The organism is Flavonifractor porci (genome assembly GCF_037572415.1).
In the GTDB taxonomy this organism is placed as follows: Bacteria; Bacillota; Clostridia; order Oscillospirales; family Oscillospiraceae; genus Flavonifractor; species Flavonifractor porci.
Window position 1 is genome coordinate 197314 of record NZ_JBBHLB010000005.1, and the last position, 23728, is coordinate 221041.

At 56.5% G+C, this 23728-nt stretch carries 26 protein-coding genes; 12 read left to right on the plus strand and 14 right to left on the minus strand.

The window, feature by feature from the left end; genetic code table 11:
* Positions 1-207 precede the first annotated feature (207 nt).
* Positions 208-1791, plus strand: coding sequence for an NAD(P)/FAD-dependent oxidoreductase (locus tag WHJ28_RS06620; RefSeq protein WP_340040865.1), 1584 nt, complete (start codon positions 208-210; stop codon positions 1789-1791).
* A 55-nt stretch (positions 1792-1846) separates the two neighbouring features.
* Here WHJ28_RS06620 and WHJ28_RS06625 read toward each other — a convergent pair whose 3' ends face one another.
* The 3 genes from WHJ28_RS06625 to WHJ28_RS06635 form a co-directional block, all read right to left on the minus strand.
* Entirely contained in the window at positions 1847-3211 is a 1365-nt protein-coding gene (locus WHJ28_RS06625) for a citrate/2-methylcitrate synthase (protein ID WP_340040867.1), read from the minus strand.
* 178 nt (positions 3212-3389) lie between these two features.
* Entirely contained in the window at positions 3390-4313 is a 924-nt protein-coding gene (locus WHJ28_RS06630; protein WP_340040869.1) for a magnesium transporter CorA family protein, read from the minus strand.
* Between the two features lie 443 nt (positions 4314-4756).
* Positions 4757-5443, minus strand: coding sequence for a response regulator transcription factor (locus WHJ28_RS06635; RefSeq protein ID WP_340040871.1), 687 nt, complete (start codon positions 5441-5443; stop codon positions 4757-4759).
* 204 nt (positions 5444-5647) lie between these two features.
* Between WHJ28_RS06635 and WHJ28_RS06640 the strand changes: the two genes are divergently transcribed.
* The 10 genes from WHJ28_RS06640 (at position 5648) to WHJ28_RS06685 (ending at position 13860) form a co-directional block, all read left to right on the plus strand.
* Complete coding sequence (locus tag WHJ28_RS06640; protein WP_340040873.1) at positions 5648-7288, plus strand: sensor histidine kinase; 1641 nt, start codon at positions 5648-5650, stop codon at positions 7286-7288.
* Between the two features lie 139 nt (positions 7289-7427).
* Positions 7428-7913 carry a cytidylate kinase-like family protein gene (locus WHJ28_RS06645; RefSeq protein ID WP_340040875.1) on the plus strand — a complete coding sequence of 162 codons (486 nt, stop codon included), beginning with the start codon at positions 7428-7430 and terminating at the stop codon, positions 7911-7913.
* A gap of 1 nt (position 7914) precedes the next feature.
* A complete protein-coding gene (locus WHJ28_RS06650; protein ID WP_340040877.1) occupies positions 7915-8082 on the plus strand; it encodes a hypothetical protein in 168 nt (55 codons plus the stop codon).
* Positions 8063-8392 carry a DUF1622 domain-containing protein gene (locus WHJ28_RS06655; protein ID WP_340040879.1) on the plus strand — a complete coding sequence of 110 codons (330 nt, stop codon included), beginning with the start codon at positions 8063-8065 and terminating at the stop codon, positions 8390-8392. The genes WHJ28_RS06650 and WHJ28_RS06655 overlap by 20 nt, the downstream gene beginning before the upstream one ends.
* A gap of 17 nt (positions 8393-8409) precedes the next feature.
* Positions 8410-9483, plus strand: a complete 1074-nt coding sequence (locus WHJ28_RS06660; protein ID WP_340040881.1) for a hypothetical protein — start codon at positions 8410-8412, stop codon at positions 9481-9483.
* A gap of 54 nt (positions 9484-9537) precedes the next feature.
* Positions 9538-10572, plus strand: coding sequence for an FAD:protein FMN transferase (locus WHJ28_RS06665; protein ID WP_340040883.1), 1035 nt, complete (start codon positions 9538-9540; stop codon positions 10570-10572).
* A gap of 31 nt (positions 10573-10603) precedes the next feature.
* The gene (gene rsxC, locus WHJ28_RS06670) at positions 10604-11911 is read left to right on the plus strand and encodes an electron transport complex subunit RsxC (protein ID WP_340040885.1); all 1308 of its coding nucleotides are present in this window, start codon (positions 10604-10606) and stop codon (positions 11909-11911) included.
* A complete protein-coding gene (locus tag WHJ28_RS06675) occupies positions 11908-12882 on the plus strand; it encodes an RnfABCDGE type electron transport complex subunit D (protein ID WP_340040887.1) in 975 nt (324 codons plus the stop codon). The genes rsxC and WHJ28_RS06675 overlap by 4 nt, the downstream gene beginning before the upstream one ends.
* Positions 12879-13418 (plus strand): RnfABCDGE type electron transport complex subunit G, encoded by a 540-nt coding sequence (locus WHJ28_RS06680; RefSeq protein ID WP_340040889.1) that lies wholly within the window; start codon positions 12879-12881, stop codon positions 13416-13418. The genes WHJ28_RS06675 and WHJ28_RS06680 overlap by 4 nt, the downstream gene beginning before the upstream one ends.
* A 4-nt stretch (positions 13419-13422) precedes the next feature.
* A complete protein-coding gene (locus tag WHJ28_RS06685) occupies positions 13423-13860 on the plus strand; it encodes a hypothetical protein (protein WP_340040891.1) in 438 nt (145 codons plus the stop codon).
* A 77-nt stretch (positions 13861-13937) separates the two neighbouring features.
* Here WHJ28_RS06685 and WHJ28_RS06690 read toward each other — a convergent pair whose 3' ends face one another.
* The 11 genes from WHJ28_RS06690 to WHJ28_RS06740 form a co-directional block, all read right to left on the minus strand.
* A complete protein-coding gene (locus tag WHJ28_RS06690; RefSeq protein WP_340040893.1) occupies positions 13938-14351 on the minus strand; it encodes a CpXC domain-containing protein in 414 nt (137 codons plus the stop codon).
* 14 nt (positions 14352-14365) lie between these two features.
* Positions 14366-14725: a hypothetical protein gene (locus tag WHJ28_RS06695; protein WP_340040895.1), complete on the minus strand. Its 360-nt coding sequence runs from the start codon at positions 14723-14725 to the stop codon at positions 14366-14368.
* Positions 14726-15044: 319 nt separating this feature from the next.
* Positions 15045-15464, minus strand: coding sequence for a thioredoxin family protein (locus WHJ28_RS06700; RefSeq protein ID WP_340040939.1), 420 nt, complete (start codon positions 15462-15464; stop codon positions 15045-15047).
* 50 nt (positions 15465-15514) lie between these two features.
* Positions 15515-16528, minus strand: coding sequence for a permease (locus WHJ28_RS06705; RefSeq protein WP_340040897.1), 1014 nt, complete (start codon positions 16526-16528; stop codon positions 15515-15517).
* Positions 16529-16613: 85 nt separating this feature from the next.
* A complete protein-coding gene (locus WHJ28_RS06710; protein ID WP_340040899.1) occupies positions 16614-16925 on the minus strand; it encodes an ArsR/SmtB family transcription factor in 312 nt (103 codons plus the stop codon).
* A 304-nt stretch (positions 16926-17229) separates the two neighbouring features.
* Entirely contained in the window at positions 17230-17910 is a 681-nt protein-coding gene (locus WHJ28_RS06715) for an LrgB family protein (RefSeq protein ID WP_340040901.1), read from the minus strand.
* Positions 17903-18268, minus strand: a complete 366-nt coding sequence (locus WHJ28_RS06720; protein ID WP_340040903.1) for a CidA/LrgA family protein — start codon at positions 18266-18268, stop codon at positions 17903-17905. Before WHJ28_RS06720 ends, WHJ28_RS06715 begins: the two co-directional genes overlap by 8 nt.
* Positions 18269-18427: 159 nt before the next feature.
* Positions 18428-19087, minus strand: a complete 660-nt coding sequence (locus WHJ28_RS06725) for a TIGR03936 family radical SAM-associated protein (protein ID WP_340040905.1) — start codon at positions 19085-19087, stop codon at positions 18428-18430.
* Complete coding sequence (locus WHJ28_RS06730) at positions 19080-20915, minus strand: TIGR03960 family B12-binding radical SAM protein (RefSeq protein WP_340040907.1); 1836 nt, start codon at positions 20913-20915, stop codon at positions 19080-19082. The genes WHJ28_RS06725 and WHJ28_RS06730 overlap by 8 nt, the downstream gene beginning before the upstream one ends.
* A 170-nt stretch (positions 20916-21085) precedes the next feature.
* Positions 21086-22228 (minus strand): SLC13 family permease, encoded by a 1143-nt coding sequence (locus tag WHJ28_RS06735; protein WP_340040909.1) that lies wholly within the window; start codon positions 22226-22228, stop codon positions 21086-21088.
* A gap of 142 nt (positions 22229-22370) precedes the next feature.
* Positions 22371-22595: a DUF6514 family protein gene (locus WHJ28_RS06740; RefSeq protein WP_340040911.1), complete on the minus strand. Its 225-nt coding sequence runs from the start codon at positions 22593-22595 to the stop codon at positions 22371-22373.
* Between the two features lie 254 nt (positions 22596-22849).
* Here WHJ28_RS06740 and WHJ28_RS06745 point away from each other — a divergent pair, with 254 nt between their 5' ends.
* Positions 22850-23605, plus strand: a complete 756-nt coding sequence (locus WHJ28_RS06745; RefSeq protein WP_340040913.1) for a helix-turn-helix domain-containing protein — start codon at positions 22850-22852, stop codon at positions 23603-23605.
* Positions 23606-23728 lie beyond the last annotated feature (123 nt).

Consider the following 23728-nt stretch of genomic DNA (forward strand, 5'->3'; position numbering starts at 1 on the left):
CCGGGCGGATTCATTCCGCCCGAGCAGCTCCAATCATGGGGTCCCCAACCTGCCCCGCAGGTTGGGGCTGGCCGACGCTATGATCTGGCAGGGCGTGTCCTACTAAACTTGAAACAAAAATGGCACCCATCCTTTACAACGGATGGATGCCATTTTTCTTTATTTATGATATAATACCAGCATTCTGAGAAATACGAGGACTACTCTATGCTCCGCATCCAAAATATCTCCCTGCCCCTTGACGGCAGCCAAGGCCAGCTGAAAAAAAAGGCCGCCCGCATTCTTGGCGTTAAACCAGAGGTCATCACCGGGCTGTCTTTGGCCCGGCAGTCCATTGACGCCCGGAAAAAGAGCGACGTCCACTACGTCTGCACGGTGGATGCAACCGTGGCCGACGAAGGCAAGGTCATGGCCCGGTGCCGGGACAAAAACGTCTCTCTCCACCAGAGCGCCCCCTATGTTTTCCCAACCGTGCGGCGGACCTCTTCCCTGCCGCCGGTGGTGGTAGGCATGGGCCCCGCCGGGCTTTTTGCCGCCCTCTTCCTTGCCCGGAACGGCCTGGCTCCCATTGTGCTGGAGCGGGGCCGCCCGGTGGAGGAGCGCACTGACGACGTAGAGCGGTTCTGGTCCACCGGCTTATTGGACCCCTCCTCCAACGTTCAGTTCGGCGAGGGAGGGGCAGGCACCTTTTCCGACGGCAAGCTGACCACCGGCACCCATGATCCCCGCATCTCCACAGTATTCCGCACCCTGGTGGGCGCAGGGGCTCCCGAGGATATTCTGTACCAGCACAAACCCCACATCGGCACCGACGTGCTGCGGGACGTGGTGAAAAACATACGACAGGAACTGATCCGCCTGGGCTGCGACGTGCGCTTTGGCCATCAGCTCACCGGCCTTATCCTCCGGGATGTGGCAGTGGCCGGGCTGACGGTGGAAGGCCCTCAGGGAAGCTACGACCTGTCCTGTGACGCACTTGTCCTCTCCCCCGGCCACTCTGCCCGTGACACTTTCCAGATGCTGCTGGAGGCGGGTGTCCCCATGGAGCAGAAACCCTTTGCCATCGGGGTACGCATTGAGCATCCCCAGAGCGCTGTCTCTCTGGCCCAGTTTGGTCCGGTTTGGGAGAAACTGCCCGCTGCCGACTATAAGCTGGCCTGCCACCTTCCTAACGGCCGCTCCGCTTTTACCTTCTGTGTCTGTCCCGGCGGCCAGGTGGTGGCTGCCGCCTCGGAAAAGGGGCGGTTGGTGACCAACGGTATGAGCCATCGGGCCAGAGATGGAAAAAACATCAACGGCGGTTTTCTGGTGGGAGTGGGTCCAGCCGACTTCGGCTCCGACCATCCCCTGGCCGGAGTTGCCTTCCAGCAACACTGGGAGGAGGCCGCCTTCCAGTTGGGCGGCGGGACTTACCACGCCCCTGCCCAGACCGTGAAGGACTTCCTGTCCCGGCAGACCTCCAAAACCCTGGGCACTGTGGAACCGACCTACCGTCCCGGCGTCACCCCCACTGAACTGGACCGCTGCCTGCCCGATTACGTCACCGACACCCTGCGGGGGGCGCTGCCCATCTTTGACCGCAAGCTGCACGGCTTCGCCGCGCCGGACAGCCTGCTCACCGGCGTGGAGACCCGTTCCTCCTCCCCCGTCCGCATCCTCCGGGGGGAAGACTGCCAATCCGCCATCCGGGGGCTCTACCCCTGCGGCGAGGGGGCTGGTTACGCCGGCGGCATCACCTCCGCTGCTGTGGACGGCATCCGGGTTGCCGAGGCGGTCGCTTCACAGCCTTAAGTGAATTTTACCCATAAAAAAGTGCCGTCCTTCAGGACGGCACTTTTTCTATCATTCAGCGCTGATCCATGGGCACATAATCCGTATGGCTGCCCACATACTTATAGGCAGGACGGATGATCTTACCCATATTGATAAGCTCCTCAATGCGGTGGGCGGACCAGCCAGCCACACGGGCCATGGCAAAGATAGGCGTATACAGCTCCAGAGGCAGATCCAGCATATGGTACACAAAGCCGGAATAGAAGTCCACATTGGCGGATACGCCCTTGTACATCTTCCGCTCTCCGGAGATGACCTCGGGACCCAGCCGGGCCACCAGGGAATAGAGCTCATATTCCTCATTGCGGCCCTTCTCACGGGACAGCTTCTCCACAAAGGAGTGGAGCAGGTTGGCACGGGGATCGGACAGAGAGTAAACCGCATGCCCCATGCCGTAGATCAGGCCCGCCTTGTCGAAGGCCTGCTTGTTGAGCAGAGCCTGCAGGTAATGACGTACTTCGTCCTCATCTTTCCAGTCCCGCACGGTCTCTTTCATGTCATCAAACATCTGCACCACCTTGATGTTGGCGCCGCCGTGCTTGGGACCCTTCAGAGAGGCCAGAGCCGCCGCCATACAGGAATAGGTATCGGTACCGGAGGAGGTGACCACATGGGTAGTGAAGGTGGAGTTGTTGCCGCCGCCGTGCTCGGCATGGAGTGTCAGACAAATATCCAACACATGGGCCTCCCAGAAGGAGTAGGAAGAATCCGCCCGCAGCAGGGAGAGGATGTTCTCCGCCGCCGACAGTTCCGGCCGGGGGGCGTGGATGTACAGGCTGCTGCCGCTCTTATAGTTCCAGGCTTGATAGCCATAGACACTGAGCATGGGGAACAGGGCAATAAGCTGGACACACTGGCGCATGACATTGGGCAGGGAGATGTCATCCGCCCGGTCATCATAGGAGGCCAGATTGAGCACACTCCGGGCCAGGGAATTCATGATATCATGGCTGGGCGCCTTCAGGATCACATCCCGCACAAAGTTGTTGGGCAGGGAACGATAATAGGACAGCTGCTTGGAAAAGCCATCCAGCTCCTCCTTGGTGGGCAGCTTGCCCAGCAAAAGCAGATAGGCTGTCTCCTCAAAGCCGAAGCGGCCCTCCTTCAGAGCGCCTGCCACCAACTGCTCCACGTCCACACCGCGGTAATACAGCTTGCCTTCGCAGGGAATCTCCTGTCCATCCACAACCTTTTTGGCTACAATATCAGAGACTTCAGTCAGTCCGGCAAGCACGCCCTTGCCGTTCAGGTCACGCAGGCCCCGCTTCACATCATATTTGACAAAATCGCCCGGATCAATGCAGCTGTTTTCCTGTGCCAAAGCCGCCAGGCGCTCAAGTTCAGGCGTAGTATTGCAGTAATTCGGATTGCTTGCCATGAAAAACCTCCATTCTCTTCACATACCCAGGGGACAACCCCTTTGCCAATCAGTTCATTGCTAACTATTATGGCATAAAAATGTTACCACAATATGAATCGCTCTCGATTTTTTCATTGAAATTTTTCTTCTATAATGGACCGACCCGCTGCGGCAAGGCCGGACAGCGGGTCGGAATTTAGAACAGGTCTTTCTTCTTCAGGATGATGCCAGTCACCAGAATCACGCCCAGAGACAGCACCAGCGGGAACCACCAGAACTGATCCAGGGGCAGATTGGCTACATTCATACCGTAGAAGCTGAAGAAAATATTGGGGATGGTCAGCAGGATCGTGATGGAGGTCAGCACCTTCATGATCACGTTCAGGTTGTTGGAGATCACGGAGGCAAAGGCGTCCATCATGCCGGAAATAATGGAGGAATAAATATTGGCCATCTCAATAGCCTGGCGTACCTCGATAAGCACGTCCTCCAGCAGGTCATGGTCCTCTTCGTAGAGGGTAATGATGCGGCCGCGGAGGATCTTCTCCAGGGTGACCTCATTGGCTTTCAGTGAGGTATTAAAGTAAACCAGTGACTTTTCCAGGTCCAGCAGCTGGATCAGTTCCTTGTTCCGCTGGGACTTGTAAAGCTGACGCTCCATGTAGTTGTAGATCTTGTCGATCTGCTTCAGGTATTGCAGGAAGCGTTTAGCCACCTGAAGCAGCATATAGAGGATGAACTGGGTCCGCTTCTGGGTATCCGCATTGCGTACCAGCCCGTCCTGGAAATCCTTCAGAATAGAGGTCTCTTTCAGGCAAACGGTAATGATGTGCTTCTCAGTGACGATGATGCCCAAAGGCAGGGTGGAATACACCACCGCGTCGTCCTTCTCCACCGAGGGAGCGTCAATGATAATGAGGGTCTGCCCCTCTTCGGTATCAATACGGGAGGTCTCTTCTTCGTCCAGCGCGGCCCGCAGGAAAGAGGGCTCCACGCCCAGGGTTACCGCTACCGTATTCAGCTCATCCTCGCTGGGATAGGTCAGGTTGACCCAGCAGCCGTCCTGCACGGCATCCAGCTTGGTCATTTTCCCATTGATGGTCTTGTGAATGGAAAGCAATTAACTCACGCCTTTCTGGGCGCAGGGACCAAAAAGGCATAAAAATCCCCGCACACCTATTGTCTCGCCGATCCGCTCCACTTATACCAACGGACCGAAAAAGGGCACAGGCGTGCGGGCGCTCCCGGTCATGCCGGTCAAACGCCGATCCAATACGCCGTGCCAGTTGTGTTGCATTCTCGACTCAGAGGGTCACCGCTCACGGCGCATATCACTCCCTTATGACATAATCTGTCTTTCCAAAACCAGCCGACCAATGTCGCTGGTCCTTGAATCGGTCTTTATTATATGCTACTTTCAGCTGAATTGCAAGCCTGCACTCTTGCCGCCTCTCCTTTTCTTCCACAATAACGCCCAGCTCCAGACAAATTCCTTCCTCCAAAATACATTGCTGGACGTCCCGTCCATTCAGCACAGATGGCCAGCTTATATGATTCTGTCCTTTATGGAACTACAAAGCGGTAGCCCAGTCCACGGACCGTCTGGATATATTGGGGCTTGGATGGGTTTTCTTCGATCTTTGCGCGGATTCGGTTGATATAAACCATAATGGCATTTTCGTCAATGATAGCCGACCCCCATACCAGGTCGTAGATCATATCCTTGGAAAAAATATGATTCACATTGTCCATAAACAGCTTGATCATGGCGTTTTCCTTGGAGGAGAGAACCACCTCTTCTCCGTTTTTATAGAAACGGAGCGTGCTGGTATTATACTGAAAGGGGCCGGCGGTAATGATCTGATCCGCTCCGGGCAGATTCCCCCGGCTGCGGCGGATCAGCGCTTTTACCTTTGCTGCAAGGGTAACCGGATTGAGGGGTTTTGTGATATAGTCGTCTGCACCAATATCCAGACCATAGAGGGTATCATAATCCTCTTTGCGTCCGCTGACGATCATAATGGGGATCTTGCCTCCGTTGCGCCGGATATGCTGGATCACCTGAAACCCATCCATACCGGACAGATTGATATCCAGCAAAAGCAGGTCGTACTTTTTCTTTGCCAGCATCTCAAGGCACTGTTCCCCGGAATCGGCGGTATCCGCCTGAATGCCGTTGCTGCTGATCACTTTATACAGCATGGTAAGAACAGCTCTGTCGTCATCAACAATGAGTACAAGATCCGCCAAGGTGCATCCCCCTTTACACAGCTTGCTTCTTCCAGTATGATATCCAGTATAAAAGACGAGTATATGTTTGGCAAGGGGAGAATTTACTTGAAACCGCCCATCAAACTGGAGCGCAAATTCCTGATGATTATATTGCTGGCTTTCGCCCTCATATTTGCCGGAATTTTTATGGTATTTCGTGTTTTCCACCAATACGAAAATATGATGATCCAAAACGAAGACCGGCAGCTTTTGGGGTTGTCCCGCTCGGTGGACCGCAGTATCACCAGCTATATTCAGCAATTTTCCCGGGATCTGAAGCACACGCTGCAGCGCGACGGACTGGAAGAGGCGGAGACTGCTTATCGGAACACTGGAAGCATGGAAGAAATTGCTTTGCAAATCGAGGCAACCATCCTTTCAGAGCATCCCTTGACATACGACATCCTGTGTATCGACAACGGAACCATTCTTTACTCCTCCCGCGGAAAAACAGACTATGTGTTTCCGCCAAATGCCGGTCTGGAGGGAGACGTCGATATCCGCCCCTGCGTCGATGCGTCAGGAACGATCTACCTCTCCTTCCAGAAAAGCATCCAAAGCGATCTGCGATACGCCGTACTGATCGAGCTTACGGAATTTTATCAGGCTGTGGCGGGAAATCTGATCGTCGGTACCCAAGACCGTATTCTGCTTCTGGACGCAGGGGGACACACACTCTTATATCAAACGGAAGAAGGCCCCGCGGCCTCACTTGTCCAGAATGATCGGGAGGGCGTGATCGATCAGGACGAGTTAAATGCGCTTCTGAACTGCCAAAGCCGCGGGGAAGATGTATCTCTTTTCTACCAGGCTCAGACCAGCAAAGATGCAAAAGCTTATACGGCGCGCATGGCAGCCATTCCGGCCGCCGGAAACAATGGTGTGTTTGCAGTGGGGGCCTCCCTCAATTATGAAACCATCAAACGTCCCATCCATATGTCCGCCATACGGCTTGCCGCCTACAGCAGCATGATCATACTCGGAATTTTACTGTTGGCTGGCTCCATCCTGCTGGTAGCCCGGCGCAATGCGCGGACCCAGCAGGAAGTGATCATGCTGCGGGAACAAAATCTCGCCCTGGAGGCGGTCACAAAAAAGTCCCAGGCTCTGGCCCACCATCAGCGGCTGGAGATCATTGGCACCCTGACCTCCAGCATTGCCCATGAATTCAACAACCTTCTGACCCCCATTATGGGTTACTCCATTCTGGTTCTGGAAAAACTGCCGCCTGACGCCGAAGAGACCTATGACAATGTACTGGAAATTTACGAGGCTTCCAGAAAGGCAAAGACCATTATCTCCCGCCTCTCAGACCTCTCCCGCAAAAATACCCCCCTCACTTTTCAGTATGTCTCGCCGGATGATCTGGTGCTGCGTGTTCTGGAGATCGCCGCGCCGGCGAAACCGCCCAAGGTACAGGTCAGCAGCAAGCTTCAGTGCCGGCACCTCTGGGTGCACGGCAATGAGATCCAGCTGTCCCAAATGCTGCTCAACCTGATTTTGAACGCTTACCAGGCCATGGAGACAGACGGCGGGACCCTTACCGCCACAACTGAACAGGAGGATGACTGGATCTGCTTCCATGTGGCCGATACAGGCCCGGGAATCGCCCCCTCGCTGCTGGAAACGATCTTTGAGCCCTTCTTTACCACCAAGGAACGAGGAAAAGGAACCGGGCTGGGTCTGGCCATTGTGCAGCAGGTCGTAGAGGAACACCACGGTACTGTCTGCGTCCACAGCGAATTGGGACAGGGAACCACATTCACCGTTCGTCTGCCCCTCCCCGCCCAGGAGGATGGACACAGCCATAACAGCATATCATAAGCAAGAGGATGGATGTTTTTCCGTTGGGAAGCATCCATCCTCTTTCCTTAACAAATATTAAGGGTACAGTAATTCCCCATTAAGCAGGGATTGTTATAATTTTGACAAACTCATTCTTGTCACGAAGTGGAGCAGTCAGATGATTATAACGATCGCACGAAAGTACGGCAGCGGCGGCCGGGAGATCGGCCAGCGGCTGGCCAAACATCTGGATATTCCCTACTACAACGTGGACGCCCTGCCCCACACACAAACCGGGGACTGGCGGGAAGAGATCCTTCTGCTGGCCGATACCGGTCCATGCGTCATGGTGGGTTTTTGCGCCGACCATGCACTGGCTGGGCGGGAAGGCCTCATGCGTATCTTTATCCACTGTGACATGGAGCATCGCCTCCAGCGGATCATGGCGGAGCATCACCTCTCCAGAGAACAGGCCCAGCGCGAGGCCCTCTATCAGGACCGGGAGCGGTCCCGGCTGTACGGATTCTACACCGGAGAAAAATGGGCCAATCTGGACCGGTACGATCTGACGGTCAACAGCAGCCTTTTGGGGACAGCCGGTACCGTGGAATTGCTGGGCCAGTTTGTGGCGCTGAATGTCATGCGTAAACGCAGAGGCCAGTGAAATGAGAGAAACACGCAAAACAGTTCGACCGGCTCTGTGCCGGGATGATGTTCCGGCCGTATGCCTGGTTCCCATCGCCGCGGCCCACCAGACCGGTCAGGACCTGATCGCGGCGCAGCTGCCCTTGGTATCAAACATGGAGGTTTCCTATGCTGGAGAATTTGATTGAAACCGCACTGCCCACCATCATCGCAATTCTGGAGATCATGGGCATCTTCGTAGTGGTCGTCTCGGCCACCGGCGCGTTTATCCGTTACCTGAAAGGGCTTATCACCCACTCCGGGTCAGACGTCAAGTTTGCCCTGGCCAACGGGCTGGCCATCAGTCTGGAATTCAAAATGGCCGCCGAGATCTTGAAAACCGTCCTGGTGCATGAGCTCAATGAGCTGATGGTATTGGGGGCGGTCATCCTTTTGCGTGCGCTGTTATCATTTCTCATTCACTTTGAAATGAAGCAGATACATCACACCGAATCATAATTCAGGAGGTACCACAAATGAAGAAACTGCTTGCACTGATCCTGTCCGGTACGCTGACCATGGGCGCACTGTCCGCCTGCGGCAGCACGGCGGTGGTGGCTGTCCCCCAGCCTGAGGAATCTGCGCCCGCCGTCACCGAACCGGTTCCGGAACACACGCAAGGTACATCGGATGCCGCGGTCAAAACCGGCCTCTATCTGGGCACCAGCTTGTCCAGCAGCAAAAATGCCGCCGACGGCGAGGATGGATACAGCCAGGCCAACGTCGAACTGGTGGCGGTCACTGTGACCGACGAAGGGGTCATCGACTCCTGCGTGATCGACTCCATCCAGGCAAAGGCCTCCTTTGACGCCACCGGAACCCTGACTGCCGACCTGACCGCCCAGGTGCCCTCCAAAAACGAGCTGGGCAGCAATTACGGTATGGGCCAGGTCAGTTCCATCGGCAAGGAGTGGAACGAACAGGTTCAGGCTCTGGCCGATTACGTAGAGGGCAAGACGGTGGAGGAGATCAAGGGCATCGCCGTGACCGAGGAGGGCAAGGCCTCCGACGCGGATCTGGCCGCCTCCGTTACCGTCTCCATCGCCGGCTATCTGGACGCCATTGAGCAGGCGGTTTCCAACGCCACTCATCTTGGCGCCATGCAGGGAGATCGTCTGGTTCTGACCACCTCCACCAACATTGCCAACAGCAAGAGCGCCACCGCTGAGGAGCCCGGCCAGGTCCAGACCTCCGCCACTGTGGCCGCCGTTACCCTGAGCGGCGACGTGATCACCAGCTGCTACATCGACGCTGTCCAGGCCAATGTGGACTTTGATGCTGCCGGCGTGATCACCACCGACCTGACCGCGGCGCCGCCCACCAAAAATGAGCTGGGCGACAACTACGGCATGGGCCAGATCAGCCCCATCGGCAAGGAATGGAATGAGCAGGTGGCTGCCTTCTGCGCGTATGTGACCGGCAAGACCCTGAACCAGGTGGCGGGGATCGCCGTGACCGAAAAGGGCGCTGCCGCCGACGCAGACCTGGCCGCCTCGGTCACCATCGCCATCGGGGAGTTCCAGGCCCTGATTGCAAAAGCCGCCGCCTGAGTTTTTCTTCAGGCAGCAGCTTGATACCCCTGTCATTTGGAAAGTAGAGGTTATATGAAGCGAACGGCCACTTTGATCCTCCTGCTGGTTCTGCTCTGCGGGTGCGCAGCAGCCCCCGCAAAGTCTGACGACACTGGACTGAACCGCTATGAGGCCACATTTCTGACCCTGTTTGATACCGTCACCACCATCGTGGGATATGCCGAAACCGAGGAGGCCTTTACCGACACGGCCCAGGCCTTCCATGATGAACTGCTGGAATATCATCAGCTCTATGACATTTACAACGAGTACGAGGGAATCAACAACATCAAGACCATCAACGATCACGGCTGGGAACACCCCATCAAGGTGGATCAGCGGATCATTGACCTGCTGTTGTTCAGCAAGGAGCTGTATACCCAGACAGAAGGCAGGGTCAACATCGCCATGGGCAGCGTACTCCGCCTGTGGCATGATGCCCGGGAAACCGGCATAGCCGACCCCAGCCGGGCGGCACTGCCGGACCAGGCTGCCCTGGAACAGGCCGCAGCCCACACGGATCTCGACAGCATCCAGATCGACGTGGAAAAACGCACCGTTTTCCTGTCTGACCCGGAGGTCAAACTGGATGTTGGCGCCATTGCCAAAGGCTATGCGGTGGAGCAGGTCTGCCGGAACACCCCCTCTGGATTGCTCATCAGCGTGGGCGGAAATGTCTGTCCCACCGGCCCAAAGCCGGAAAGCGGCCATCCGTGGGTGGTGGGCATTCAGGCCCCGGAAGATCCGGATCAATATCTCCATACCATCTATGTGGAAGATGTCTCTGTGGTCACCAGCGGAGATTATCAGCGGTATTTTACCGTGGACGGCGTTCCATACCACCATATCATAGATCCTGACACCAACTATCCTGCCGGTCACTGGCGCTCGGTCACCATTCTGTGTCGGGATTCCGGTGTGGCGGACGCCCTCTCCACCGCCCTTTTTACCCTGCCCCAGAAGGCGGGACAGGCCCTGCTGGACGCCTTCCAGGCAGAGGCCATGTGGGTGCGTCAGGACGGAACCATCCTGTACAGCCCCGGATTTCAGGCGTATATCCGCGTATAGCCAAAGCGCTCATATCATCGAGGTGGAAAGAATGAGAAAATTGTTTTGGGGTGGTATCCACCCAGAGGGACATAAAGCTCTCTCCCGGGGTGCATCCCCCATTCCCGCACCCCTGCCGGCGCAGGTCGTCCTGCCCATGGTCCAGCATATCGGCGCAGCCTGCACCCCTGTGGTCAAAGTCGGCGATCAGGTCAAAATGGGACAAAAGATCGGCGACGGGGAAGGGATCTGCGCCCCCATCCATGCCTCTGTCTCAGGCAAAGTGGTGGCTGTGGAGCCCCGTCCCCACCCCGGCGGCAGCGAAGCGCTGTCCGTGGTGATCGAAAATGACTACACAGATACACCGGACGACACCTTAAAGCCCCATCTGGCCCACCATGACCTCTCCGGAGAAGAGATCCTCCGCATCATCCGGGATGCAGGCATCGTGGGCATGGGCGGCGCCGCATTCCCCACAGACGTGAAGGCCTTCTCCGCACTGGGCCAGGTGGACTATGTGATCATCAATGCCTGTGAGTGCGAGCCGTATATTACGGCGGACGATACCCTCATCTGTACTTATCCCGAGCAGGTGATCCGGGGAACGGAGACCCTGATTCATACCCTCACACCCAAGCATACGGTGATCGCCATTGAGGACAACAAGCAGGAGGCCATCCGCATTCTGAGGGACGCCCTGCCCAAGGACTCATCCATCGAATTGCGGGTACTGCCCACCCGCTACCCCCAGGGCGCCGAGAAGCAGCTGATCCAGGCCGTAACCAGCCGGCAGGTCCCTCCGGGCAAGCTGCCCGCCGCCGTGGGCTGCGCCGTGTTCAACGCAGCCACCGCTGCCGCCGTCTATCAGGCGGTATACGAGGGCAAGCCGGTCACCCGCCGCATTGTGACGGTCACCGGCGACGGAGCTGTGGCGCCCAAGAATATGATTTTCCGCATTGGTGCCACCTTCGGTCAGGCCATTGACGCTGCCGGCGGCATGGCGGAGGACACCCAAAAAGTGCTGTCCGGCGGTCCTATGATGGGCCTTGCCCAAAAGGACCTGGCCGTGCCGGTTCTGAAGGGCACCAACGCCATTCTGTGCCTGAAAGCCACAGTTCCCCAGACCAAAACCCAGACCTGCATCCGCTGCGCCAAGTGCGTGTCCGTTTGCCCCATGCACCTGCAGCCGCTGTACCTGTACCGCTTTGAACAGGCCGGGAACTGGAAGGAACTTGAGAAGCTGCATTTGACGGACTGTATCGAGTGCGGAAGCTGCAGCTACACCTGCCCGGCACAGCTCCCGCTGGTGGAGCGGTTCCGTGCGGGCAAACAGCAGCTGAAGGAGGCAAAGAAAGCATGAAACTGCTTGTAACATCCTCTCCCCACATTCACAGCGGGTCCCGTACCAGCCGTCTGATGGGCGCGGTGCTGATCGCGCTGATTCCCGCCCTTGTGGCCGGTGTGTGGTTCTTTGGTATCAGAGCCCTGGTCCTTACCGCGGTCACTGTGCTGGCCTGCCTGCTCTCCGAGTGGCTCTACCGCATGGTCACCCGGCAGAGCAACACCCTGCCGGACCTGTCCGCAGCGGTGACCGGCGTTCTGCTGGCTATGACCCTCCCCGCCTCCGCCCCCTACTGGCTGGCGGCTCTGGGCGGTGTCTTTGCCATTGTGGTGGTCAAGGGGCTGATCGGCGGTCTGGGACAGAACATCTTTAACCCTGCCCTGGCTGCCCGGGCTTTCCTGGTCCTGTTCTGGCCCAGCTGGATGGTCCGCTATGCGGCGCCTGGTACCGCCCTGGACCCGCTGTCGGTCTCAGTGGACATCGTATCCTCCGCCACTCCTCTGCACCATATGCAGATGCCCGCGCTGCCTACGGAGTCCCTGCTGGATGTATTTCTGGGAAATATGGGCGGCTGTATCGGCGAGGTGTCCGCCCTGGCCCTGCTGCTGGGCGGCGGATACCTGCTGCTCCGTAAGGTGATCTCCTGGCGCATTCCGGCGGCCTACCTGGGCGCTGTGGCACTGCTTACCCTGATCTTCTCCAAAGGCCAGGATCCCGTCCTGTGGATGCTCTACAGCCTGATGGGCGGCGGCGTGCTGCTGGGCGCCTTCTTTATGGCCACGGACTATGCCACCTCCCCTGTTACCCCCAAGGGCCAGCTGATCTACGGCGTGGGATGCGGCGTACTCACCGTCTGCTTCCGCTGCTACGGACTTTTCCCGGAAGGGGTCACCTATGCCATCCTGCTGATGAACGCCTGTGCCTGGAGCCTGGACCGGCTCACACCCCCCAAGCGCTTTGGCACTGTGAAAGGAGGCGGCGTACAGTGAACATAAAACAGTTGATCCAGCCTGTGGCTGCCCTTCTCATCGCCGCCCTGGTTTTGTTCCTGGGCACCACCGTGCTCTCCCCCATTGCTCAGGAAAACAAGGAGCAGGAGCTGCAGTCCATCCTCTCCACCCTTCTGCCCGGCGCAGAGTCCTTTGTCCAGGAAGAGTACACCGGCGAGGACGAGGCTATCTCCGCGGTCTACAAGGCGGATAACGGCTATGTGATCGAAACGGTCACCGCCGGATATGCCGGCGATATCACCATGCTGGTAGGCGTCAATCTGGACGGCACCATTGCCGGTCTGGTGGTGCGGGATATGCAGGAGACCTACGGGCTTGGCATGGAGGCCCTCTCCGACGTATCCTTCCTGTCTCAGTTCCTCTGGAATGGCACCACCTTTACCGTAGGCGAAAATGTGGACGCCCTCACCGGCGCCACCGTTACCTCCAAGGGGGTGGCCAAGGCTGTTACCTCAGCCAGTGCCTTTGTAACCGGCGCGGATATTGGCTCCAGCGCCACCGAATGGGGAGGTTGATGTGATGAAAAATACCTATCGTCTGAATACCTTCCTGGCTTTGGTGGCAGGCCTGGTATTTCTGGGCTACCTGGCAGTGCAGGCCTATTCTCCCGCCGCCATTCTTCCTCAGCTGGATCTGATGCTGGTCAGCGGGATCTCCCTGGTGGCCCTGATCCTGGAGTATTATTCCGGGAAGCCGGTGGAGCGTCGCAGCTGGCCTGTGACAGCGCTGCTCAGCGCACTGACGTTCGTTCTGCTGCCTCTGGCGGCGGGTCTGATGTCCGGTCAGGAGCTGCTCCGGTTTGCCCTGGTAAGCTGGGCTGCGTTTATGGTGCTGACCTTCCTGTTTACCGCCATCTGTCAGCGTCTGGCCTCCGGACCAGCAAGCAAGATCGCTCCCCTGCTCTCTGCCGGAGTCCTGTTCCTGGCGGTTCAGGGCTGCAGCAGCCTGTTCCTGTGACCCCGCAAGCTTCCTTGCCTTCACGTTTAAAAAGAGAAAGCCTTGAAACTGTAGTTTCAAGGCTTTCTCTTTCCGTTTTAATAAAACTTCTGCTCCGCTTGTCCGCCATTCCCTTTCTCTGCGGCCATTTGGTTGATTTCCTGCAGCGTATACTCCTTGCCAACACATTCCGTCATCCCGCTGCTGCCGGCATCCTGCACCTTTATGTAAATGACTCCGTTTTTCTTGCCAGAAAGCTTTTTCAGCAGTCCGGTCGTCGTAAGCATCGTCTTGTTAAAGCCGGTTACATCAGGAACAGGGGAGCTGAGGATGCAGCCACACTGTTCACATTTGAACAGGTATAGATTCCCTTCCAACTTCATCTGCATTTTCTGATCAATGCTCCAGTGGGGAACCGACGTTCCACACAGGGGACAAGTCTGAACATTGCGGTCAATAAATCCCTGAGGAACACTTCCCGCAAAGCCTTCCATCCTCTTAAACGCCATCATGAGTCCCCCTTATCTTATAGTCCAACCATCATGGAAATGATAAAATACAGCAAGGCTCCCCCTGCAATCGTAAAAATGGTAATAGCCAGATAGTTGAGCCCGAACTCCTTCGCCCTCGCTTTGTTGGCTTTAACTGCCACAGTGGATGCTTTTACGACAGGGAATCCATTTTCGATCACGACATCGGCGGTAAAGTCATTTCTGATCATAGCCCCATAACTATTCTGGGAGTCTACAAAACCGGCTATATGGTATCCTCTTGTCTCATCTCCCACGATGGATATCATATCAACTGGGAACTGCGCCGATGCCGGGCTTTTGAGTTGGGCACAAATTGCCGGTTTTACAACCTTCATAATTTCTTCGTTGGTCACTTCGATTCCTCCCATGTTGAACGGATTCCGACAGATGCTTTAAGCCTTCCCGACCGCTCAGGCAAGTATGCCGAAACCTCCTTTGCTGCTCCAAATCCATACAGCTTTTACGGATCCATTTCTATTTTATGCCGTTTTTAATAGAAAACAATATTCCAGCTGCATAGTTTTTGCATCTTATGGCATCTATCCCATTTTTGTGTGCCAGCCATGGCTTATCCACTGGGAGGGCCGACCGCAGCGAGGAGCACAATCTCCGCACTTATCGTGATTGACAGCGTAATCTGCAACCACATACATACACGGGCAAGCCTTCTGCTCAGATATGGATTTTTCTCAGCAGGTTTTCCACCTCATTTGCTTTCAGAACCTTGCCCATCGTGACCACCCTCTCATTGACCACCAGAGCGGGAACGCTCATGACTCCATAGCCGACAATCTTGGCCATGTCGGTCACATACTCCACTTCTACATCAAGGCCCATACCCCTCACAGCTTCTTTTGTATTTTCCAGCAGGGTATGGCAGGAGGCACAGCCTGCACCCAATACCTTGATGGAGCGCACGTCATTGGCAGTGCTGTCCCCTCCTTTCACAACTTTGGAAACATCCACCTCGGCGGTGGGGCAGCCGCACTGACAAGCACAGGCAGGCACTTTTTCTTCTTTCTTCTTGCTAAAACCAAACAGACTCATTGCAAATACCTCCAAATCAAATAAATGTGAAGCAGACTGGTTCACATCCAATCCGCAACATCCAAATCCACATGGCGCTGGATCCTTCTTGTTTCCTAAACCAGCAGGAACTGGATCGCATTGAAAAAATAGCCCACGATGATGATGCCCGCGGTGCAAATGGCGATAAAGGTAGCCAGCAGTTTAGGCTTTACCGCCTTTTTCAGCATGATCATGGACGGAATACTCAAAGTGGTAACAGCCATCATAAACGACAGGATCGTACCCAGGCCGGCACCCTTGAACAGCAGGCTCTCCGCCACAGGGATCGTCCCAAAGATATCAGCATACATAGGAACGCCCACCAGAGTGGCCAGGATAACGGCAACAGGATTGTCGCTGCCCAGAACCATCTCCACCCACTCCTGGGGAACCACATTGTGGATAAAGGCGCCGATACCTACACCGATAAAGATATAAGGGGCAACCTTCTTGATGGTTCCCAGCAGCTGTTCTTTGGCAAACCAGACCCGATCGCGGCAGGTCAACTCCTGACCATCTGCGTCCATGTGCGGGGCGTTTTTGATAAAATCCTCCACATAACGCTCCATCCTGAATCTTTCCAACAAGGTGCCGCCAACAACAGCGATCACCAGACCGAGGACCACATAGATGACCGCAACTTTGGTGCCGAAAATGCTCATCAAAAGCACCAGAGAACCCAGATCAACCATGGGGGAAGAAATCAGGAAGGAAAAGGTCACGCCCACCGGCAGCCCCGCGCTGGTAAAACCCATAAAGATGGGAATAGAGGAGCAGGAGCAAAAAGGCGTCACTGTACCCAGCAGGGCCGCAGCTGAGTTTGCGCCGATACCGTGAAACCGCCCCAGAATCTTCTTGGTGCGCTCCGGCGGAAAATAACTCTGAATGTAAGAAATGCCAAAGATCAGTACCGAGAGCAAAATAAAGATTTTAATGGTGTCATAGATAAAAAATTGCAGCCCCCCGCCGATGACGCTGTCAAGGGATAGACCTATGGCAGTCAGAGCATCACCGATCAGGGCATTCAGCCATTTCATTCCAAGGATCTGATCCTGGAAGAACAGCCAAATTGTATGAATCACTTCCATAAAGCGTTCTCCTTTCTCCGGACAAACAGTTCTAATTTTTTCGATTTAATCTTTTGAATAAAAGCCATCGTCCCACCGATGGCTTTTATGTCCGGCAGACGCAGTCACTGCTGCCGCAAGTATTCCTTCTGGTCAGCATCTGCAACAGTTCTTTAGCGTATGCGCTGCCTTCATCACTGATCCCGTAGTATGTCCATTTGCCTTCCGCCCGGCCAACCACGATACCCGAATCGCACAAAATCTTCATGTGATAGGACAAGGTGGATTGACTGATGTGCAAATCCTCCAGCAAGACACAGGAGCATTTCTCACCGCTGCGCAGCAGTTCCAAGATCTGCAGCCGGTTCACATCACAGAAAGCTTTGAATACCTTTGCATCCGCAGCGTGGTCGCGCATCGTACTCCTCCCTCCAAATCTATTATATTCGAACTGTACTCCAGTATATACTCCAAATCGAAAAAAGTCAATGTAAAATAAAATTTAACAATAGTACATTCACTGCTCGGTCTATACAGAATGTATTATAAAGCAGCAGGGAAATGCACGGAAAGCGGCAACCAGTTACTAAATGACTTTTCACCGGATGGCCAGCCGTCGTTCTCCGCTTCGGAGTATGCTTTTTTACAGCAGATAAAGGTGCTCCAGGCGCTTGCAGAAAAGAGCGGCTGTGTGATCGTCGGGCGCTGTGCCGCACATCTTTTTACAGTATCATAAGGGAAAAGATCACGGTAACCAGGCCGCATACCCCAATAGCCAAACCGCTCATAGCACCCTCAGTCTCGCCCAGTTCCAGGGCCTTGGAGGTACCCACAGCATGGGAGCAAGCCCCGATGGACAGTCCAGCAGCAATGGGGTCTTTCACCTGGAACAGCCGGATCAGCAGGGGGGCCAGGATGCTGCCCAGAATGCCGGTGAGGATCACCGCCACCACGGTGATGGAGGGAATTCCGCCGTGGGCCTGGGCTACGCTGACCGCAATGGGGGTCGTCACCGACTTGGGCAGCAGGGAGGCCGTCATGGCCTGATCCAGCCCAAAGAGGCGGCACAGTCCCAGAATGCTCCCCATAGACACCAGGGAGCCCACCACGCAGCCCACCAGAATGGGCAGCCAGTTCTCCTTCAGCAGCCGCACTTTGCTATAGATGGCCACGGCCAGACAGGCAGTGGCGGGAGAGAGGAACAGATTGATGAGGCTGCCACCCTGGTCATAGTACTCGTAGGGAATCCCCAACGCCAGCAGCAGGCCAATCACCAGAATCACGCCGATGAGCAGTGGATTGCATACCACCAGGCCCGTCTTTTTCTGGATCTTGACGCCGATCCAAAAGGCCAATACACTAATGGCAACCCCGAAGAAAGGAGAATTGGTCCACTCAACCATGACTCTTCCCCCTTCCCATCAGCCGCAGGGTCAGCTTGATGCTCAACGCGGTGGCGCCGAATACCAGCACTGTGGTCACCAGACAGATCACCAGCAGGGGTACCAACGCACTGCTCAATACATCAAAGTAGTTCATGACGCTGACACCGGCCGGCAGAAAAAAGAAGGCCATGTTGGCCAGCAGGAAGTCAGCCTTCTCCCGGACGTGCTCCAGCTTCAGCACGCCGGCAGCCAGCAGCACAAAGAGCAGCACCATACCGATCACGCTGGCCGGAAAAGGAAAGGGCAGCAGGCGCTCCAGGATCTGGCTCACCCAGCATACCCCGAAGATCACACCAAATTGACACAGTATTTTCATTGATATCTTCGCCTCGCTTCAGGGATTTCCGCACCGGCACAGTATGCCCGGTACAACAGGCCTCATTGTAGTCCCGGCCCATACTCTTTGTCAATTCTTCCTCCTTCAAAAAAGGGACTTTCCGCCCAAGCGCGGAAAGTCCCTTCCCTTTTGATACAATTACTCCCAAGGCTGGAACTGCTCATCCAGAACTGCCCGGCGGTGGAACACCGCATAATCGGGGGCGGCGTCGGGACAGTAGGTACGGATGGCCGACACGATGAGCTCGGGATTCAGGCCCGGATTCTGGGCCTTCAGGATCAGGTCCAGAGCGATGGTGTCCCGCCGCTCCTCCACGGTCGCCTTGGCAATGAGGGGGATCAGATCCACCTCCACCTTGCCGGCCTTGGCCTTCTTGCTCTTTTTTTCCATCACCAGGCTGTCCCGGCTGAGCAGGCCCCGGATGGCGGATTCCGCCCCAAAGGGAGCTCCGGCCTCATACTCCAGGGTGACGATATAGTTGACGTAGTACAGCTCCTTCACCGGCCGTACGCCCTCATAGCACCGCTGGACGGTGATACCGGCGGGCAGGGCGGCGTTCATCCGCTGGGGAACTTCCTCCAGGGGCGTATCCAGCACCTGACACTCCAGCACTTCACAGCTGCTGGAGTAGCCCACCGACAGGGGCAGAGGGATAGAGACGAAGGCGTGAGGATTAAAACCCTCGGTGTGCTTAATGTGGATACCCGCCCGCAGGAAAGACCGCTGGAAGGTACGCATCAGATCCAGGTGGGAAATGAATTTGGCGGTATCCGCCTTGCTAAATGCCAGTCTATGCATCACATTTCCCTCCCGGATAGAGCTGATTGGCCCCGCAGCCGGTGCACTGGACCCGGCAGTCGGGGGTAATGACCGCCTCATAGGCCCGCTCCCGCTCCCGCCACAGGAAGTGCTTGGTCACGCCCACGCTGGTCACATCCCAGGGCAGCAGCTCGTCCTTCTCACGGGTCCGATTGGCATAAAAAGCGGGGTCCACGCCGCAGGCCTCAAAGGCGGCCAGCCAGCGATCAAAGTCAAAATACTCGCTCCAGGCGTCAAACTTGGCGCCCTGCCGCCAGGCGGTCTCAATGACGTCGGCCACCTTCCGGTCGCCCCGGGCAAAGACCGCTTCCAGGAAGCTGGTCTGGGAATCGTGCCAGTTGTACTTGATGGACCGGCCCTTCATATGCTCCCGCAGCAGCTTCACCCGGCGCTGATACTCCTCCATGGTGATCTGAGGCTCCCACTGGAAGGCGGTGTGGGGCTTGGGCACGAACCAGGCGGTGGACACGGTGATGGTCACGCCCCGCCTGGGGTTGGGGGTGACCTCCTTCCAGGTCTTATATACCTTCTCCGCCAGGTCGGCAATGCCCAGCACATCCTCGTCAGTCTCGGTGGGCAGGCCCAGCATGAAGTAGAGCTTTACGCTGGACCAGCCGCCGGAAAAGGCGGTACGGCAGGACCGCAGCAGGTCCTCCTCGGTAACGTTCTTGTTGATGGCGTCCCGCAGACGCTGGGTGCCCGCCTCAGGGGCGAAGGTGAGTCCTGACTTACGGACGTGCTGCACCCGCTCCATCAGCCCCAGGGAGAAGTTGTCCGCCCGCAGAGAGGGCAGGGACAGGGACACCCGGTTGGGCTCACACCAGTCCAGCAGCCCGTCGCACAGGTGCTCCAAAGGACGGTAATCGCTGGTGGACAGTGAGGACAAAGTCATCTCCTGATAGCCGGAGTCCTTGCAGGCCTCAATACCCTGCTTCAGCAGGATCTCCGGGTCACGGGACCGGACCGGCCGGTAGGCATAGCCCGCCTGGCAGAACCGGCAGCCCCGGATACAGCCCCGGAACAGCTCCAACATCACCCGGTCATGGACGATCTCGGTGGAGGGCACAATGGTCTTCACGGGGAAGTAGCTCTTATCAAAGTCCTGAACGATCCGCTTGGTCACCACAGCAGGGGCGCCCTCACGGGTGGTCACCCGCTCCAGGGTGCCGTCAGAACGGTAAGATACCTCATAGAGGGAGGGCACATACAGGCCGGGGATCTGAGCGGCGGCAGCCAGGAATTCATCCTTGCTCCAGCACTCCTCCCGGGCCTTACGATAGAGCTGAATGATCTCCACGCTGACGTCCTCGCCCTCACCCAGCACAAAAATGTCCACGAATGGAGCCAGGGGCTCCGGATTGTAGGCGCAGGTGCCGCCGGCGATCACAATGGGAGACAGGCCGTAGCGCTCCTCGGAGCGCAGGGGCAGTCCGGCCAGATCCAGCATATTGAGCACATTGGTATATGCCATCTCATAGCCCAGGGAGAACCCAATCAGGTCAAAATCCGCGATGGAGTCGCCGCTCTCCAGGCCATAGAGCAGGATGCCCTCCCGGCGCATTTCCTCCTCCATATCGCCCCAGGGCGCGAACACCCGCTCGCACCAGACGCCGTCCATCTGGTTCATGACCCCATAAAGGATACGCATACCCAGATTGGACATTCCGATCTCATAGGTATCCGGGAAGCAGAGCGCATAGCGCACATCCACTTGGCGCCGGTCCTTCACCACCGCGTTATACTCACCGCCGGTATAGCGTGCAGGCTTCTGCACCCGGGGAAGGATATGTTCCAACGTACGATTCATGTCATGCCGAACCCTCTCTAATGGAATATAGGCCGGGTCCGGTGATCCGGCCAACAAGGCTGCCGGTTCCCCCGGCCCGCCGTAATACGCAAAAGAAGCAGTATATTATTATACTATGGTTTTTCGTCAAATACAAGCCGCAATCCGCTCATATTGGGCTCAAAATTCGCTTATCCGGGAAAAATTAGCCCCATCAGCATGACGCTGCCCGCCAAAATGGCAAGGGCTGCCACATTGGCCAGGGTAAACGCCAGCAGATAGCGGCCGGCACTGGCGCCGGGGGACTTGAGATAGGCTTTCATGGAGATCAGGCTGGCCAGGGAGGCAATGGGAGTACCCAGACCGCCGATGTTGGTGCCGACAAGCAAACCATGCCAGTCGGTGGTAAAGTTGGACAGCAGCACCGCTGCCGGCACATTGCTGATGACCTGGCTGGTAACGCCGGAGGCCAGGGCAGTGTTCTGCTCCATTACCGCCGTCAGTGCCTCCCGTACGGGGGCGCAGGCTCCCACATTGCCCGCAAAAAGGAAGAAGCAAAAGAAGGTAGCCAGCAGGCCGTAGTCCACTTTTCGAAACAGGGGACGGTCAAAGATCAGCATCCCTGACACCACCACAGCCAGCAGGGCCGGATAGGGCAGCACCCGGAACACCGAGAGCAGGCACAGCACAAACAGTCCCACCATTAGTCCCAACCGCCCAGGACTGCGGATGGATGCTTTTTCCGAAAAGGTGACCCGAATCCCCTCCGGTTTGACACACAGGGCCGCAATCACCAGCCCCGCCAGACTGATCAGGGTAAGGGGCACCATGGTGGCAAAGAACTGACCGGCAGTCAGCTCATAGTTGGCATAAAGATACAGGTTCTGAGGGTTGCCCACCGGGGTGGCCATACTCCCCAGATTGGCGGCAATGGTCTGGAGCACCACAATGTAGATCAGCCGTTCCGTCCGGCCAATGAGTCCCAGCACCAGCACCGCAAAAGGCACAAATGTAATGAGTGCCACATCGTTGGTTACCAGCATGGACACAAAGAAAGGCAGCAATACCAGCGCCAGGGTCACAAACCGCATCCGCCGCTCGCCGGCCAGCAGCCGCTGGGCCAGTACTGCAAACACGCCGCACTCCTGCAACCCAGCCACTACTGCCATCAGGCAGAACAGCAGACTGAGCACCCGCCAGTCGATAAAATTGAGATAGTCCGCCGATGGCGGATTCAGGAAAACGGAGGCCGCCGCGCATACCGCAGCGATACACAGCACCGGCTCCCGCTTCCAGAAGCGGGACAGGCCGCACTTTTTCTGCGTTTGCTCCATGCTTCTTCTCCCCCTTTAAGCACAACGAAAAAGCCACCCTGGCGGGTGGCTTTTTACTCTGCTTGACTCGATTGCCGTTTGCCGGTCTCAGTTTACCGGATTCCGGTGCGCCGGTCAAGTATTTGGATCCATTTTCTTCCCTTCAGGAGCGTCGAAAATCTTCTACAACATCAGCAAGGTGAACCGGAGACAGACTGGCATTGTTGCAGCACTCGGCCAGCCGGTTGACTTCCTGAAAATCGGTGGAAATCCGTCCCACACAGATTCCGTTGTGAGTCCGGATCCCATACATCTGGGGGCGGGAAGCTCTATCCAGATATACACGATACTCCATATTGTGATTGCCCATGATTTCCTCTCTCCTCATTTTCTCTGATATTTGTTACAATTTCACCGTTTCACGACACGTTTCGCTCTTTTTCCCTACTAAAAAGTATTATACTGTTGATTGCAATAATTTTCCACATTCTCTCCTCTCTGTTTCTATATCTTGTATTTTTGCCCCTCTGCATACTCTATATAATGTATTCCGCATAAATTGTCAATGCCAACAGACTATTTTGTCCACCGACCGGGAGGTTTTGACCGCATCCGGTCGGGGGTTTATCTGGAGGTGTGCCCATGTCTCTGATGGTGGAAAAGCTGGCTTATGTAAAAAAACTGCGCCACTTGACGTCGGAGGATATCTCCCGCCTGTCCGGCGTACCTTTAGGTACGCTGAATAAAATTTTGTCGGGACAGACGAAAAATCCGGCGATTGGGCCTATGGATCGGATCACCCGGGTGCTGAGGGTACCTATCCGCTATCTGTTGGATGACGAGCTGCCTCCGGAATGCTGCGTCACTGCCAATAGCCAGGACGGCGTGGTTCTGCTCTCTCCGGAGGAGCTGCGTTTACTGCTGGCGCTGCGGCGGCTGGAACCCCAGCGCCGGCGAACAGCTGGGGTCATGTTGGCTCTGATGAGCGCTGCCAGCGTCAAATCCATCGGAACCGTATCGGTAAAACGTACCTTCTGTTATACCACTGGTGCCACCGGCGCCCCGCCGGTCCGGGCCGTCCTGATCCCGGAAGTGGATGAAGCCGCCCGGGAAGCGGACTTTGCAGTCCTTCTTAACGACGGCAGCATGGAACCGGTGTACCCCTCCGGCGCCGTTCTGTTGTGCGCCCAGCGCCCTCCTAACGCGCAGGAATACGGCGTATATCTCTATAATCAGGAAGTCCTTCTCCGGCGGCTCTGCCGCCGCAGGGGCGTCACGCGGCTGCTGGCCCCCAGTCTGGCTTATCCCGACCTCCAGGTGACGGAGGAAGATCATCTGGACTGCCTGGGCACCATCACAGGACAGGCCCGTGGCTGCCGGTGGGAGCAGATGCCTTGATCCTGTTGCCCTATCGGCTGTCTCTCTTCTGCCGCTGGTTACAGATTTCAATCGGTGCTGTCTTCCCACCGGCGGGCCCGAATCTTCCATCTGCCCCCTTGACCTTCCAAATGTCCGCTGCCT